This window comes from Acrocarpospora sp. B8E8, assembly GCF_039871605.1.
Classification (GTDB): domain Bacteria; phylum Actinomycetota; class Actinomycetes; order Streptosporangiales; family Streptosporangiaceae; genus Acrocarpospora; species Acrocarpospora macrocephala.
Genome location: NZ_JBDPLV010000131.1, coordinates 1 through 15364, shown reverse-complemented (window position 1 = coordinate 15364; position 15364 = coordinate 1). Strand labels below are relative to the sequence as shown.

Sequence of the window (15364 nt, the reverse complement as noted above, 5' to 3'; positions counted from 1 at the left end):
ACAACTCCTACCGCGTCAAGAGACCCGGTGACGTTGGCGTACGCCACGACGGCCCGGCCACGGTCAAGCTGGCGAACCTTCCCAAGCTCGCCCTCGCCTCATGATCAATTTAGGCTGAGTGGCATTGCCCCTCGATGCCCTGCACGCACATTTTCGGTTTGCCCAATTTTAGTTGATTTATCGACAATATGAGAATTAGATGCGGTTTAAAGTAGTTAAGGGTGTTAAGCGTTTGTGTGGTGTGGCTTGGATGCCAAAGAACGAGAGGCTGGCGGAGTGAGCTCACTCGCGGATATCTGGGATGACCAGGGATGGCCCACAGGTGAGACCGTGGAGCGGATCCTGAGCGGGCATCCCGCGGGAGAGGCAGCGCGTGCTCCGATCCTGAACTCATGGCGGCGTTGTCGGGATGCCGGGCTCACCCCCGGCGCCTTCCAACCGCGCCTGATCGACGACGTGGACTACGACAACACCCTGGTACGCGCGGCCCGGCCCGTGCTCGAGCGGCTCCAGACCACCGTCGCCGACACTCCGTCAGAGGTGCTTCTGTCCGATGCGTCCGGAGTGCAGCTCCTGCACCTCATGGGCAACACGTCAATCAGCAGAGGATCGGACGCCATCCTCGCCGTTCCCGGCTTCAGCTTCGCCGAGTCGGACGTAGGCACCAACGCCATCGGCTCCACGCTGATGGAACGGCGAACATGCCAGGTCGCGGGCAACGAGCACCCCTGGGAACCGCTGCGCAAGTTCACCGCCGTGGGCACACGGGTGTGCCATCCTCTCAGCGGGCGGGTGGAAGGGGTCGTGTGCATCGCCACCCTGCGCGAGAGGGCGAACGCGCAGATGATGGCCGTAGTCCGGCAATCAGCCCACGCGGTCGAGCAGCGGCTGCTCGAACTCAGCACCGAACGCGAGCGGGCCCTGTGGAGGAGGCTCCGCGGGGCGCGGGAGGCCACAGCCGCAAGCGCCGTACCGGGCTCCATGCCCCGGGACCTGTGCCACCGCGATCGGCTCGCCCTGGAAGACGCCGCCGTGAGGCTGATCGCGCAGGGCCGGGCGGCTGTGGTGGAGATAGCCCTCTCCGACGGCCGCACGGCCACGCTCGTCGCGCGGCCGGTGAGCGATTCCGCCGACCTGACCGGCATCGCCGTACAGGCATGGCTCCCAGCTCGCTGCCCGACCGCAGGTCCCGGGCGGTACGAAACCCGTGCCGGTGATGTCGCTGACGATCCGGGCGGCGCGGTCGCCCGTGGGGCTGACCTGCCCTCTTGGGGTGATCAGTCCTTGTCCCATGCGTAAGGGTCGACGTAGATGACGTGGCCGCCTCTGTCGTCGGTTTCGTCGACGATGTCGTTGCGGCCGGGGCGTACCGGCTCGGAGCGTTTGCGGGGGAACGCGTCGGTGTCGGCGTGCTCGTCGGTCCAGTCGTCTTTGATGACCGGGATGGGCATCGTGTCGGCCTCGGTGGCGTCCATCCAGTGACCGGGTAGCGGTTTGACCGGTTTGACCTTCTTGGCGACCTTGCCGACCGCTTTCTTGATCGGTGCCGCCGGAGAGCGGGACATCAGCCACCAGTTGGCCAGGCCCGCCGAGATGCCCGCGGCCACGCCCACCTCCAGCGTCACCGACAGCGCGACCTCCCACGGCGACGGCCCCACCGCCGACAGGCGCGCCCCGCCCAGCGGCCCGCCGGACAGCGCCGCCAGCACCCCCGCCACCCCGCCAGAAGACAGCCCACAAACGAAGCCCCACAGCGGAGCCGCCTCCAGCGACGGCGTCGGAGCGATCCTGGCGACCACCACCCCCGCCACCGTCCCCGCCGCGAAGGGCACGGCGATCACCGCCATCAGCCACGGCGGCACCGCGCCGGACTCGGGCAGCGCGCCCAGCAGCGGCAACGTCGGCAGCGTGCTCAGCTTCACCCCCGTTGGCGCGACCAGCGTGCCCGCACCGATCGCGAACCCCGGCCCAGCGATGTACGCCATGCCCCAGATGACCGCGTTGAACAGGTAGAGCCCCTCGACCAGAAGCAGCAGCAGACCGCCGACGAAACCCGGGCTCAGCACGTCCGACAACTGCTGGATCTCGTCGAAGTTGACCACGATCGACCCCAGCACCAGCAGCAGACCCGCGGCCAGCATCATCGACATGGCCACCGCCGTGCCCACCACCACCGACCTGGGCCGCTCCGGCAGCAGCCGCAACATCGACCGCCACGGCCCGATCGTCCGGGCCACCGCCACCGAACCGGCCACGAACGCCAGCAGGAAGTGGCTGACCAGCGCCTCCCCCAGGAACGGCTGGGTGACCTCGTTCGAGGCCACCAGCGCGATCATGCCCGCCAGCAGCGCGTACGGCGCGGCCAGCGAGATCCCCGCCCGCGCGATCAGCACGAACTGCGCCCGCCGCCGCGCGTTCGCCAGATCCTTCGGAGTCCCTTTGGGCAACCGCGCGGGCATCCGCAGCCGCAGGTCCGCGTCCCTGGCCATCCACAGCCCCGCCCGGTAGAGCAGCGTGCCCGGCAGGATCATCAACCCCAGCGGCAGCAGCCCCACCCGTCCCCCCGGAATGGCGAACCCCGCATGGTGCGCCGCCAGCCACAGCTGGCACGCCGTCCGAAACACCCCCGGCAGCCCTTGCCCGAACGCCGTCCGCGGCGCCGCGATCCACCCAAGCAGCGTCAGCGTGGTCAACACGGCCAACCCCACACCAAGCGTCAGAGCCGCCGCCAACATCCCCGAAACCGGCAGCGGCCGCCGATCCTCGTCACCGAAGACGGCCCTGGGGACAGTCCGAATCTGGTCAAGAAGCGCCGTCACAGTACCCGATGTTCTCAAGCCCCACCGCTCAGGTGGTCACGCCGCGCCGTAAATATGGATGACTGTGTCTATGGCCGATCCTTCGGATCGGCGGGCTTGGCCGCTCTCAGCCTGTGTCTTCCCTCGTCTCTCCGGCCGCTTCGCGACCTGCGTTCCTCAGTCCAGACACAGGCGCGGCCAAGCCGGGACATACGACTAACGGCGCGGAGGTTGCCGCTCGACGCCCTCTTGACGAGCTTGGCGGGGAGGACCGAACGCCAGCCCGAAACTGGATGGGAGAACCAGCATGTCATGACTGTCGTTCGTGTGGGGACCACGGCGCTGGCGGGGACGGGCGGAGCCCGAGGGAAAACAAAGGGCAGGGTGGGTGGGAGTAACCCGGTAAGCCCGGAGACATGGACGCCCTTGGTGCCGGTGTGGTGAGGGCCGGCACCAAGGGTTGGTGCGTGAGTCAGCGGGCCTGCATGACCTCGCGCATGAGGCGGGCGGTTTCGCTGGGGGTCTTGCCGACGCGGACGCCGACCTTTTCCAGGGCTTCCTTCTTGGCCTGGGCGGTTCCGGCCGAGCCGGAGACGATCGCGCCCGCGTGGCCCATGGTCTTGCCCTCGGGAGCGGTGAAGCCCGCCACATAGGCCACGACCGGCTTGGAGACGTGCTGCTCGATGTAGGCGGCGGCGCGTTCCTCGGCGTCGCCGCCGATCTCACCGATCATCACGATGGCGTCGGTGCCCGGATCCTCCTGGAAGGCCTGGAGGGCGTCGATGTGGGTCGTTCCGATCACCGGGTCACCCCCGATGCCCACAGCAGTGGAGAAGCCGAAATCGCGCAGCTCGTACATGAGCTGGTAGGTCAGCGTGCCGGACTTGGAGACCAGGCCGATGCGACCGGGCGTGGTGATGTCAGCCGGAATGATGCCCGCGTTGGACGCGCCAGGGGAGGCGATTCCGGGGCAGTTCGGGCCGATGATCCGAGTCTTGTTGCCCTTGGACACCGCGTACGCCCAGAACTCGGTCGTGTCGTGGATCGGGACACCCTCGGTGATCACGACGGCCAGCGGGATGCCCGCGTCGATGGCTTCCCTGACGGCGTCCTTGGTGAACGCCGGCGGCACGAAGATGACGCTGACGTCGGCGCCGGTGGCCGCCATCGCCTCGGCGACCGTGGCGAAGACGGGCAGGCCCTCGTGCACGGTCCCGGCCTTGCGCGGGTTCACCCCGCCGACGACCTTGGCACCGGAGGCGAGCATGCGCAGCGTGTGCTTGGTGCCCTCCGACCCGGTGATGCCCTGCACGATGATCTTGCTGTTCTCGGTGAGCCAGATCGCCATTACGCACCTACCGCAGCGAGTTCGGCGGCCCGCTTGGCCGCCTCGTCCATCGTGTCGACCAGTTCCACGCCGGGCAGCCCGGCGCCCTGCAGGATGTCGCGGCCCAGCGCCGCGTTGTTGCCGTCCAGCCGGACGACCAGCGGCCGGGTCACGTGCTCACCGCGGTCCCCGAGCAGCTTGAACGCCGACACGATGCCGTTGGCGACCGCGTCACAGGCGGTGATCCCGCCGAACACGTTGACGAACACCGACTTGACCGCCGGGTCGGACAGAATGATCTCCAGCCCGTTCGCCATCACCTCGGCCGACGCGCCGCCGCCGATGTCCAGGAAGTTGGCCGGCTTGGGCCGGCCGGGAACCGACTCGCCCGCGTACGCGACGACGTCCAGCGTGGACATGACCAGGCCCGCGCCGTTGCCGATGATCCCGACGGAACCATCCAGCTTGACGTAGTTGAGGTCCTTCTCCTTGGCCCGGGCCTCCAGCGGATCCTCGGCCGCCTTGTCCACGTAGGCCTCGTGCTCCTTCTGGCGGAACTCGGCGTTCTCGTCCAGCGTGACCTTGCCGTCCAGCGCCTTGACCTGCCCGTCGGCGGCCAGAATGAGCGGGTTCACCTCGACCAGGGAGGCGTCCTCGTCCACGAAGACGGCCCAGATCTTCTCGATCAGCGCGGCCGCCCCGTCCAGCGAACGCTCCGGTAGGCCGCCCGCCTTCGCGATGTCGCGGGCCTTCGCCAGGTCCACCCCGGTGATCGGGCTGACCGGGATCTTCGCCACCTTCTCCGGCGCGGTGTGTGCGACCTCTTCGATGTCCATCCCGCCAGCAGCGGAGCAGATCGCGAGGAATGTGCGGTTCGCCCGGTCGAGCAGGAAGGAGAAGTAGTACTCCTCCGCGATATCGCTCGCCTCCTCGATCAGGACCTTGTGGACCGTGTGGCCCTTGATGTCCATCCCGAGGATCTGACCCGCCTTCTTTTCGGCGTCGGCGGCGTCATCGGCCACCTTCACGCCTCCGGCCTTACCCCGGCCCCCGGTCTTGACCTGGGCCTTGACGACCACACGCCCGGTCAGCTGCTCGGCCGCCGCGCGCGCCTCCTCCGCGGTGTGCGCGACAATTCCGCGCGGCACCGGGATGCCGTACTCCGCGAAGAGCTCCTTCGCCTGATGTTCGAACAGGTCCACGAGGGTCCGTCCCTTGATGTCGCCTAGATGTCAGCGGCCAGGCGGCTTCATCCAACCTGGCGTTTCCGCGCAAGAAGCCTAGCCCCAGCTCCGCTGTGGCCCTGTCATGGGGTGCGCGTCAGCTTCTCGGCCCTGAAGGACCGAGCTTGCAGCTCCTCGCCGTCGATGGACTCGACGGTTCAGGCCGCGTCGTCGGCAGCGTGACTCACTGCCCAGCCCATAACACCGCGTGCGGCGATGTTATGGGCTGCGTTGACATCGGCGTGCTCAGCGAAGCCGCACGACGTACAGGCGAAGGTTTCCTGGTCGGGGCGGTTCTTCTTGTCCACATGCCCGCAGGCCGAGCACCCCTGGGAGGTGTAGGCCGCATCCACGTGGACCAGAGCGACCCCGGACCGGGCCGCCTTGTAGGCGATGAAGCTTCCCAACTGGTGGAAGCTCCACGAGTGCAGCGTGACCCGCTGGGGCTTTTTGAGCCGTACCCGGTCGCGGATGCCCTGAAGGTCCTCCAGGGCGATGCCGCGTCCGGTGCGTTGCGCCTCGGTCACGATCTGCTTGGCGATGGTGTGGTTGGTGTTGGCGGCGAACCGCGCCTCCTTACGGCTCCGCCGTTTCAGCAGCCGTTTCGCCGATTTGGTGTTCTTCTTCTGCAACCGGGAGCGGAGTTCCCGGTTGCGGTGGCGGACCGCGTTCAGGGCCTTGCCCGAGTGGCGGATCCCGTCGCTGGTGGTGGCGATGTTCGCGATCCCCAGGTCCACGCCGAGGAACCCATCGGGTTCCACGGTTGGGACCTCAGGCAGTTCCACCGTGGCATAGAGGAACCACCTGCCCTCGCGCCACACCAGATCCGACTCACCTTTGCGATGGGCCCCCAGCAGCGCGAGCTGGTCAGCTGAGCCGGTGAACGCGATGCCACGCAGCCGCCCGGTCACCGTCCAGATCGACACCGTCCGGGTCTCCAGCTGCCACGACAGGCATCGGTCGTCGTAGGACTGGGCGGCGTCCGGCCGGAAGCCGATCGGTTTGCCCTCGACCTTGGCCCGTCGTGTCGATCCGGGTTTGCCCAGGTTGCCGGCCCGCAGGTTGGCCCGCAGGGTGGTGTAGGCATCGGCGACTTTCCGGATCACGTGCAGCGCGGGTTGCGCGGACAATCCGGCGGCTTTCAGCTCGCCGTACAGGCGGGTCTGCAACGCGGCGCGCGAGCGGACAGCGTCGGCGAACGCGGCGGCCGAGACCTGGTTGGCGGCCTGATTGACCGCGTGCAGTGTCGCCTCCAAGGCCGCCGCCTGCTCGGGCGTCGGCAGGAGTCTCACCTGCACCACCAACCTCATATCGAACACATTATCATTAGGTCCATGTCACCGCGATGGGAACCGAACCCCCATATCAGAAGGGGCCGTAGCGTCGTCTGCCGCCTCCACGCGCACTTGGTCTTCGTCCCCAAATACCGACGTGGTGTGTTCACCGACGAGCTCTTACGCCGCTGCGAAGCCATCATGATCGAAGTGTGTGACAACTTCGACGCCCGCCTGGTCGAGTTCAACGGCGAGGACGACCACGTCCATCTGTTGGTCCACTACCCGCCCAAAGTCGCTCTGTCGGTCCTGGTCAACAGTCTCAAGGGCGTCTCGGCGCGGCTCCTGCGCAAGGAATACCCGGCCCATGTCCGCAAGTACCTGTGGGGAGACCACTTCTGGTCGCCGTCCTACTTCGCCGCTTCCTGCGGCGGCGCACCCCTGGCGATCATCAAGGAGTACATCGAAATCCAGAAGCGCCCAGACTGACCGTCGGCCGGGCCTGACGGTTCAACCAGGAGAAAAGCGATTCCTCCCGGCCCTGAAGGGCCAGGATTCCTCGCTAGAGCAGGTTGAACTGTGTTCATGGCCGCGCCTCCGGCAGGGCGGGCTGTGCTTATGGCCGATCCTCCGGATCGGCGGGCTTGGCCGCGAAATACGACTAACGGCGCGGGGGTTGCCCGTCCGCGGGCTCGAAACTGGTTACCTGGCTACTTGGGGGATGGAGGCACGCACCCAATCGACGATCTCCTCCGTGGTCGCGCCTGGAGTGAAGATCTGGGCCACCCCCAGGCGCTGCAACTCCGGAATGTCCTCATCCGGAATGATCCCCCCGCCGAACACCACAATGTCCTCCGCGTCCTGCTCGCGAAGCACTTCCAGGACTCGCGCGAAGAGCGTCATATGCGCCCCCGACAGGATCGACAGCCCGATCGCGGCCGCGTCCTCCTGAATCGCGGTCTGCACGATCTGCTCAGGCGTCTGATGCAACCCGGTATAGATGACCTCCATCCCGGCATCCCGCAACGCGCGAGCGACAACCTTCACACCGCGGTCATGACCATCAAGCCCCGGCTTGCCGACAACCACCCGAATCCTGGATTCCATGCCCGCACTGTACATACGGCCTCACCCCCGTTGCTGGTCTCGCCCACACGCGCCCGGCAAGCAGCATCCCCAGCGACCCCTTCCAACACCACCTCCTCCCAGCCCCTCAGTTGATCGCCGCAACTACTTTGAACCCAGGCGCGCCGTGGTGTACTCGGTAAAGTCCCGGCTGGTCGCTGAAGGGCCGTGCGCGGCCAACTCCTGGCGGAACGTCCGCAGCAGATGTTCGCCGCGCTCGGTGTCCACGTGGTCCGCGAGCAGGTCGACCACGCGCCGGGCGGTTGAGCAGCCCTCGTCCACCTGGCCGCGCCGGAGCTGGGCCGTGGCCACTCGCGCAAGGCATACGGCTCGGTCGCGCGGATACTGCTCCCCCAGGCCGGCGACGGCCGCCAGTAGTTCACGCTCGGCACCTTCGTAGTCTCCGAGATCGAAGAGCGCGCCGCCGAGCTGCTCGGTCATGCGGGTCTCGCTCACCCAGTACGCCCACGGTGGGGAGTCGCCCGCCACCGCCCGGCCTAGCAGTTTGCGCGCGCGGTCGAGCGCCGTGTGTGTGGTGCCCTTGTCGCCTGCCTTGGCGTACACCCTTCCGACCCTGGCCCAAGTCATCGCCTGCACTGTCTCCGGTGTCCGGGCCGACTCGGCGGCGGCCAGGTCCAGGAGCTTGGTGGCGTCGGCGGGCCGACCGGCCTTTCTCGCCTGGCCGCCCATCAGACCGATGACGTTCACGCCCAGCGCGCGGTCGCCGACTGCTGCCGTCGCACGCAGCGCGGCCAGGTAGTACGACTGCGTGGAAGCATGTCGGCCGCTGTCTTCCGCGACCCATCCCGCGATGCGGGCTATCTCGGCGGCGAGACCGTACAGGCACCGCCCGACGTCCTTGCCGTAGCTGCCGTTCTTGATCAGGTCGATCACGAACCGGTAGTCGGCGTGCAGCGCCTCCAGGAGGGCGGCGCCGCCGTGCTCATCGTCCATCCGCCGGCGGACCGCGATCAGGGCTTGCAGCTCGTCGAGCAGCGCCTGGCCGACGTGGCGGCCACGCTGTCGGGCCGCGATCCACGGTTCGGGGTTAACCCGCCATTCGTAGACGGGGAGCAGCAGTTCCGCCCCTGTGAGGATGAGGAATTCTCGGCGATCCATAACGGCCCCCTCTGCGACGATATCGAGCGTTCTGACTGTGCCGTCCCGGTCCCACTTCTCGCAGACCCACGAGTCCGTCCCTGTGGGAAGCCAGTTCGGCCAGGCGGTCCGCATGTCGTGGGGAACCTCGAACAGGGCACGGAGTACCTGCTGAGCGGCGGCATCTGGGGTGACGCCACGCTCCCAGCGCGTCACCGTCTTGCGGGTGGTGCCTAGTCCCCGGCCGCGCATGAGCATGGCCAGGGCCTCTTGTGACCATCCTCGCTGTTGCCGAGCGGCGACGAGCGGGTGCCGTGCTAGTTCGGTCATGGGTGACCCCTCCTGACCCCTACTTGACCCTGCCGTCCCGCGTGACGACCCCTCGCTGACCTCTAGCGTCACATGCCTGTTCTGCCTGTCACTAGTGGTGTGAAGGTCCTGCGCGGCACGCAGCGTGTTTGTAACAACACGCCGCATTGTATTGGACCACGACAAAAGGGCCTGTGCCGAAAAGGAGCGGGTCCGCCTGACGCGGCAAACGACCAGGCGGACCCTTGCTCGCACATCGGAGGTGCGAACAGTGAACGAGTTCAGGGGCGGGCGTGCCCGTCTCAGATGGCGAGATCATCAGGAGGATCAACCGCTGCTGGAATATCTGCCCTCGCTGCGTGAGCAGTTGCGGCGTGAGCGGTTCATGTACCTGGTTCGTCTGGCGTTCGCGCTTGAGGTGCGAGGGGTGTCCTGCGCGCTGCGGTTGCCGGGGCGGTACGGCAAGGACGCGGTCCTGGAGATGCCGGAGGGTTCCAGCGGCGTGGTGCTGGTGGGGACGCGCAGGGAGAGCGCGGGCTGGCAGTACACCATTGGTGCCAACGCCCTGGGTGCGTGCACCGTGGATGTCTGCACCGTGGATGTCTGCACCGTGGATGTCTGCACCGTGTGGGCGCAGGCTGGTGCCCCGGCGGGCCGGATCCTGCGGGCGGTGTCGCGGTGACGGTCATGAGAGCGATGGCGTCGTTTGTCCTGCCGGGTGATGCCTTCTCGGTCACGTTGGGGCGTGCCCTGGTGGGTGCGCTGCTGAGGCGGGAGGGCGTCGGCGAGTCGGCGGATGTGCTGCTGCTGGTCTCGGAGCTGCTGGGTAACGCGCACAAGCACTCCAGGTCCGGGCTGCCGGGCGGCCGGGTGGAGGTCGTGGTGATCGACTGCCCTGGTCCGATCATGCGGTTGGAGGTGATCGACGAGGGGTCGGAGGTGAGTATGCCGCATGTCCGGGATGCGCCCGGGATGCGCGGAATGGATGCCGGACCGGGTGACGGGGCACCGACCGCCGCCGGTGGGCTGGGGTTGCGGATCGTGGAGCAGATCGCTCGCCGGTGGGGCTGGGAGGACGGCAGGTCCGGTGGGATCGTCTGGTGTGAGGTGGCCCTGTGACCGCGTGGGCGTGGCGGAGGGTTCAGGAGATCCTTGGGGAGCTGGCCGGGCGGATCGCCAGTGGTGAGCTCGCGCCGGGCTCGCCGGTGCCCACTGAGGAGGAGCTGAAGGACACGTACGGCATCCAGCCCGCGCAGGCGTATTGGGTCTGGCGTCAGCTTCAGATGCGGCGGCTGGCGCACATGATCCGGGGCCGGATTCTGGTCGCGGGGCCGCCGCCTAGTGGGGCGTTGCCCGCGATGTGGATACCGCCTGTAGAGGAGCGTATCGCGGAGGTCCTCGGCGTTTTGGCCGACCGGATCCGAAACGGTGAGATCGCCGTGCACGAGCAGGTGGGCCCGCAGCAACGGCTGCGAAGCGAATTCGAGATCTCCCACGAGGTCGCCACCGAGGTCAGGTACCGGCTGGAGGAGCGGGGCTGGGCCTACAGCATCCCGTTCCGGGGTACCTTTGCCGCTCCCTGTGACCGGTGGCCCATGCGGGGACGGCGCGGATGGCGCGGATGGCGAGGCGGGCGGTGAGTGAATTGTTTCCCGGGCCGGTGGTCAGGGCCGGGCTGCCGCATCGCGATCATGTGCGAGGGCTGGTCGGTGATGAGTTGTGGGGCAGGCTGACGCGGCGGATGGTGCACGAGTATCCGGGAATGAGACGCTGGGGTTCTTGCGGCTGGTGGCCGAGGAGCCTCGTAAGGGTCACCTGGCTTCGCCGTATGTGGGTATCGGGTGGCATGTGTTCCTTCTGCACACCTGCGAGTACGCCGCGTTCTGTGAAGGGCTGGCGGGTCGTTTCCTGCACCACGTGCCCCGGGATCCGGACGAGAGCGGCCCTCACACTGTCCGCACGGCCGGGGACCTGATCCGGACCGTCGCGGCGATGCAGGCGCGGGGGATGGCGGTGGATGAGCTGCTGTGGGCTGGGATGGTCACGGGAACCTGCTGTGTGGGGTACGGCCTGCCCGCGATGGGTCAGCCCGGCATGAGCGGGGAGCAGAGCGGTGATCGAAGCAGTGGCGGGCGCGTCAACGATGCGCATGGCCAACCCGGCAAGCCGCAGGAACTGAACCGGACCGGGCCGGTTGCGGTGCATGTGCAGGTCGCCGACAATCTTCGCGGGCCAGATCGCGCGCGGGGAACTGGGGCCAGGGCAGATGGTTCCCACCGAGGCCGAGTTGCGGCGCAGGTTCGGGATCGCGGCGGTGACCGCGCGGCGGACGCATCGGGAACCAGGACGGGGGTGGGAACCTTCGTCGGGCGGCAGGACACCCCTGCGGCGGCGTATCTGGAACCGGCGTATGTGGTGATCGCCCGGGACCTGGCCACGCAGATTCAGGCGGGTGAGCATGAGCCGAACCGGAGAATTCCCGCCCATGCCGTGCTCGGCAGCCACTACGAGGTGGGCCATGGCACGGTCCGGCACGCGGTGAGGGTGCTGCGGGAGGCGGGCTGGGTGTATGCGCGCGGGCCGAAGGGCACCTTTGTCGCCTCTGCTGATCAGTGGCCCGATCCGGAGGTGTGGCGCAAGAGGATCGCGGACACATCCGGTGCGACAGGCCCGGGGGAAGAGCCGCTGGATTTACACCGATGGGATGACATATCGAGCCTGCCGCGGGCGGGTGATGCCGCGAGGCGCGGGAGCGAGCGGATCCACGCCATCAGGGATGAGGAGGTCAGCGGCAGGCCAGGCTTACGGAGGTATGCCCGGTAGCTGATGCTGTGAGACTCCCTCCGGCAGTGCGTGTGCTCCCTCGGGTCATGGCTCCGATCCGGGTGTTGAGCCGTTCCGTGTGGGTTGTTGTCAGGCAACCGGCGCGGGGACTGCGGGGGGTGGGCGTGGCGGTGCGGGTTGATGCGCAGGTTGGCCTCTGCGCTCTCCGCGCTGCCATGCGCGGAAGGGTCCCGGCTCGCCGGCGATTGGATGATCTTGTGCGACCAGCCGGTGCGGTACATCCTTCGGCCTGGACGCACGTCTCGTGCAGCATCCGCTGCAGTATCTTCTCCCCGGACAGGTGCTTTCAGGTCAACAGCACGGGTGATCTGGTCCCGTAACGGGGAGCGTGGTCGGGGGTCGGGCGGCGTTCAAGCCCTCAGGGACGGGGTTGCCGACCAGCCGCACAGCCGCCGCCCTGTGACAGCGGCCTTGAACACCGGTAGCTCCCGGTTGAAGGTGTCGACGTCGACCGCGACAAGACCGTCAGCTGCCAGCGTCTTGGCCGTCCGGGCTCACGGACTACCGATCACCGGGCCAGTTCGCGTTCGATGTGCTTGCTGACGTTGCGCAGCACGATCAGGCGCTTGAAATCATCTCTGTCTGGCACGCGGAGGTTGAGCGCCTGCAAGGAGGCGGCGCTCGCCGCCTCCGTCGGCACGGGTTCCAGTGCCCGTTGCAGGACCACCAAGGCGTAGCCGGTCAGTTCCAGCCGGTCCGCTTCAGGGCTGCCGCCGAGTAGCTTGGCCTGCCCGGCGACCGCGCTGGCTTCCTGACCCAACCGTGCGCGTAGTTCCTGACGTTCCCCGGGGTATCGTTCACCGAGGTCGAGTAGTCGCAGCACCTCGTCGGCGAGCGGACTGCCGATCGCGGCGATCGAGATGACCGTGGCGGCTACCTGCCTGGTGACGGCGGCAGCCATCGCGGGTGACGGATCGTCGAGGATGCGTGCAAACTCCGGCTCATCGAGGAAGCGCGATCGGGGATGCAGATACGCGGGCGGGACGAGCGCGTCGGGCAACGGGTTGACGATCTTGAACACGTACCGGGGAGAGCGCAACCAGTCGGGGGTGAGGAGGGCTCCGCTGAGCTGTTCCCCCAGCGCCAGACTGCGTGCTTTGCGTTCCGTCACTGTCAGGTCTGCGCGGAGGCCGACCTCAGCCAGGAGTTCGTCAAGCGCGAATGGTTCGGCGCCCGTCCGCCACTCCACGTCGTCGAGGTTGAACGCGGTCTGGATCACTCCGTCGGCGGCATAGGTGACGGCGCTGTCCAGTTCGACATTCCAGTAGACGTTGAAGGCACGACCGCCGAGGGACAGTGCTTCCACGACGACGTTCCTCGATCCTTGGTCGCCGCCTGGCTCGAGCGCCAGCATCCATTCGCCGACCGCGACCAGGTGGAGCAATTCGGCGTGGTCGTCTTCTTCGAGCTCCTCGATATCGTCTTCGTCGGCCCATAGTCCCGTCTCGGGGTCGGCGCCGAACCGGCGAGCGACTTCGTCGAGGTCGCGCTCGTGGCACCAGGTCAGGCAGCACTGGGTTGGCAGGCCGGCCTGGAGTAGTTCGGCGTATTTGACGTCGGTGGGATGCACATTTCCTCTTTCTCATGGGCGTGACCCGCCCGGGGTGCGGACGGGCCACGATGTTAGAGGATGGCGGTCGTCAGCGGACAGGAGGGGCGTCGCGATCCGCGGGAAGTGGATTGGTGTAAACCCAGAAGGGGTCTCCTCCGAGCCGACGCATCCGCTGGTAGAAGACGCCGAGCTGGTTGCCTGATTCCGGTTGTCGGAGTTGCTTATGTATCTGACCGAGAAATTGCCGTTGGCTGACAGCGAGCCCTCCTTCGTGCTGGCGAAGGGGTATTCGTCGCAATCCAGTTGGTCCTCCTGGGGTCGCACGGTGGGCCAATGCTGGTGGCAGATGCCGATGGAGTTGCGCCGGTTGGCTGCGATGGTGCCGCTTGGTGCCTCGTCCGGATCCTCCAGTCCCGGGATGGCTCCTTCGATTTCACGGTGCAGGATTTCCTGAACTTGGCCACCCGGACGGTATGGAAGAACGTCAAACACGACCGAGTCGGCCGCGCCGCCGTCGACGGCATCCATCAGATGAAGAAGCTCATCCTCTCCGCGCTGCGCAGCCTCCAGAAGACCCCGGCCTTGGTCCAGAGTTCTTCAACGACCCCAGCCTCGCCTACATCGCCGACGCGCATCGATAGTGCAGAAACCTACGATCTCCTTAGATCTACATCGACAACAGCACCAGCAGTGCGATCAGAGCCAATCTTGTCGTCGGAAATACGTCAACATCCCGCTGTGCGCGCTGCTCGTTAGGCGGGCCACCATTGCAGCAGGAACTGCTCCGCCATGTAGTCCTCATCGTCGTCCAGGTCGAAGTATTCCTCGATGGTCAGCGCGCGGGTGGCTCGTACGTGACAGCGGAGGTACCAGTCGCCGCCGGTGCCCAGGTCGATCTCCACAGCAGACTTCGTGCCTTCGATGTTGCCCAGGGAGATCCGGCCGACGGTGTTGTGGTGACGGAGGGCTTCGACGGCGTCCCATACCTCGTCGCTTGGAGGCGGTTCCTCGTCCCACAGTTCGAGGACGAAGTCGGCGACATTCTGCCCCAGCGGATCGTTCTTGGCGGTCGTGGTGATGACGGCGACGTTCGTGGCAGCCTCGATCAGGCTCTGTCCCGGCAAATCCCACGGCCGTGTCACATCGCCGGGAATATCGCCCGCGTCTACCAGTAGAAACCGTCCGTACAGCGGGCGGAACCGGTCGGTTGATCGTGTGATGAGTCGCGGCATGGTTCCTCAGCTTGGCAGTTGTCCGGAGCATGCGTCGTGGCCGTGCCCGGGACATGGGAAACGTCGCCCCGGGACGGCCATCATCGCATACGTTGTCAGTCTTCTACGACTTGAACGTAGAAGTTGTCATTCTCGATAATCCGCTCCTTCTGGTAGAACGGTCCGAGCACGTAGAACCCGAAGCCTTGATTGTCGGGATGGCTGATGTAGTCCACGGAATAGTGCGTGCCGGACAGAGCACCCTCTTTGGTCGAGGCGAATGGAAACTCGTCGCAGCTCTTTCCGACGATCTCGGCTTGCCGGTTACGCCAACCCCATTTACAGGTGCGCGTAGACACCTTGCGGTTGTCCGTGATCTTCTGGTCGTCGATCTCCCGGTGCAGTGGCCGGTCCGGCTCACCACCGGGGATGGTCTTTCCGTCGAATAATGGATAAGTGAGATGCGGATGGTAGATGGCAGGGCTGACAGCATTCTCGGATGCTGAGACGGTGGGTGCCGGTTCTGCGGATCACGGATGGATCGCGTACGGCGTGGCGTAGCCCTGACATGCAACAAGACCCCATAGAACGGCGGTTACCACA

At 66.8% G+C, this 15364-nt stretch carries 16 protein-coding genes; 6 read left to right on the top strand and 10 right to left on the bottom strand.

Annotation, left to right across the window (positions count from 1 at the left end; translation table 11 throughout):
* The first annotated feature begins 330 nt into the window (after positions 1-330).
* Positions 331-1299, top strand: a complete 969-nt coding sequence (locus ABGB08_RS52920; RefSeq protein ID WP_347607602.1) for a hypothetical protein — start codon at positions 331-333, stop codon at positions 1297-1299.
* Here the strand turns inward: ABGB08_RS52920 and ABGB08_RS52915 are convergent.
* From ABGB08_RS52915 to ABGB08_RS52900, 4 genes are all read right to left on the bottom strand, one after another.
* Positions 1278-2696 carry a DUF6350 family protein gene (locus ABGB08_RS52915; RefSeq protein WP_347607599.1) on the bottom strand — a complete coding sequence of 473 codons (1419 nt, stop codon included), beginning with the start codon at positions 2694-2696 and terminating at the stop codon, positions 1278-1280. The genes ABGB08_RS52920 and ABGB08_RS52915 overlap by 22 nt on opposite strands.
* 574 nt (positions 2697-3270) lie before the next feature.
* Positions 3271-4146, bottom strand: a complete 876-nt coding sequence (gene sucD / locus ABGB08_RS52910; protein ID WP_155348394.1) for a succinate--CoA ligase subunit alpha — start codon at positions 4144-4146, stop codon at positions 3271-3273.
* Complete coding sequence (gene sucC / locus ABGB08_RS52905) at positions 4146-5327, bottom strand: ADP-forming succinate--CoA ligase subunit beta (RefSeq protein ID WP_347607596.1); 1182 nt, start codon at positions 5325-5327, stop codon at positions 4146-4148. The genes sucD and sucC overlap by 1 nt, the downstream gene beginning before the upstream one ends.
* Positions 5328-5506: 179 nt before the next feature.
* Entirely contained in the window at positions 5507-6658 is a 1152-nt protein-coding gene (locus ABGB08_RS52900; protein WP_347607593.1) for a transposase, read from the bottom strand.
* 24 nt (positions 6659-6682) lie between these two features.
* Here ABGB08_RS52900 and tnpA point away from each other — a divergent pair, with 24 nt between their 5' ends.
* Positions 6683-7111 carry an IS200/IS605 family transposase gene (tnpA, locus tag ABGB08_RS52895; RefSeq protein ID WP_347607590.1) on the top strand — a complete coding sequence of 143 codons (429 nt, stop codon included), beginning with the start codon at positions 6683-6685 and terminating at the stop codon, positions 7109-7111.
* Between the two features lie 213 nt (positions 7112-7324).
* Here tnpA and ABGB08_RS52890 read toward each other — a convergent pair whose 3' ends face one another.
* Complete coding sequence (locus ABGB08_RS52890) at positions 7325-7729, bottom strand: cobalamin B12-binding domain-containing protein (RefSeq protein ID WP_347607587.1); 405 nt, start codon at positions 7727-7729, stop codon at positions 7325-7327.
* Positions 7730-7852: 123 nt separating this feature from the next.
* Positions 7853-9175, bottom strand: coding sequence for a helix-turn-helix transcriptional regulator (locus tag ABGB08_RS52885; RefSeq protein WP_347607584.1), 1323 nt, complete (start codon positions 9173-9175; stop codon positions 7853-7855).
* Between the two features lie 250 nt (positions 9176-9425).
* Here ABGB08_RS52885 and ABGB08_RS52880 point away from each other — a divergent pair, with 250 nt between their 5' ends.
* The 4 genes from ABGB08_RS52880 to ABGB08_RS52865 all read left to right on the top strand — a co-directional run bounded on the left by ABGB08_RS52880 (position 9426) and on the right by ABGB08_RS52865 (position 11977).
* Complete coding sequence (locus ABGB08_RS52880; RefSeq protein ID WP_347607581.1) at positions 9426-9836, top strand: hypothetical protein; 411 nt, start codon at positions 9426-9428, stop codon at positions 9834-9836.
* A 5-nt stretch (positions 9837-9841) separates the two neighbouring features.
* Complete coding sequence (locus tag ABGB08_RS52875; RefSeq protein ID WP_347607610.1) at positions 9842-10273, top strand: ATP-binding protein; 432 nt, start codon at positions 9842-9844, stop codon at positions 10271-10273.
* A complete protein-coding gene (locus ABGB08_RS52870; protein ID WP_347607578.1) occupies positions 10270-10794 on the top strand; it encodes a hypothetical protein in 525 nt (174 codons plus the stop codon). The genes ABGB08_RS52875 and ABGB08_RS52870 overlap by 4 nt, the downstream gene beginning before the upstream one ends.
* 148 nt (positions 10795-10942) lie before the next feature.
* On the top strand, positions 10943-11977 hold the full coding sequence (locus ABGB08_RS52865) for a GntR family transcriptional regulator (RefSeq protein WP_347607607.1): 1035 nt from the start codon (positions 10943-10945) through the stop codon (positions 11975-11977).
* Between the two features lie 529 nt (positions 11978-12506).
* Here the strand turns inward: ABGB08_RS52865 and ABGB08_RS52860 are convergent.
* The 4 genes from ABGB08_RS52860 to ABGB08_RS52845 all read right to left on the bottom strand — a co-directional run bounded on the left by ABGB08_RS52860 (position 12507) and on the right by ABGB08_RS52845 (position 15165).
* The gene (locus ABGB08_RS52860) at positions 12507-13568 is read right to left on the bottom strand and encodes a DUF6461 domain-containing protein (RefSeq protein WP_347607575.1); all 1062 of its coding nucleotides are present in this window, start codon (positions 13566-13568) and stop codon (positions 12507-12509) included.
* Between the two features lie 12 nt (positions 13569-13580).
* Positions 13581-14078 carry a NucA/NucB deoxyribonuclease domain-containing protein gene (locus ABGB08_RS52855; RefSeq protein WP_347607572.1) on the bottom strand — a complete coding sequence of 166 codons (498 nt, stop codon included), beginning with the start codon at positions 14076-14078 and terminating at the stop codon, positions 13581-13583.
* Between the two features lie 224 nt (positions 14079-14302).
* The gene (locus ABGB08_RS52850; RefSeq protein WP_347607569.1) at positions 14303-14782 is read right to left on the bottom strand and encodes a hypothetical protein; all 480 of its coding nucleotides are present in this window, start codon (positions 14780-14782) and stop codon (positions 14303-14305) included.
* Positions 14783-14877: 95 nt separating this feature from the next.
* Positions 14878-15165, bottom strand: coding sequence for a NucA/NucB deoxyribonuclease domain-containing protein (locus ABGB08_RS52845; protein WP_347607605.1), 288 nt, complete (start codon positions 15163-15165; stop codon positions 14878-14880).
* Positions 15166-15364: the final 199 nt, after the last annotated feature.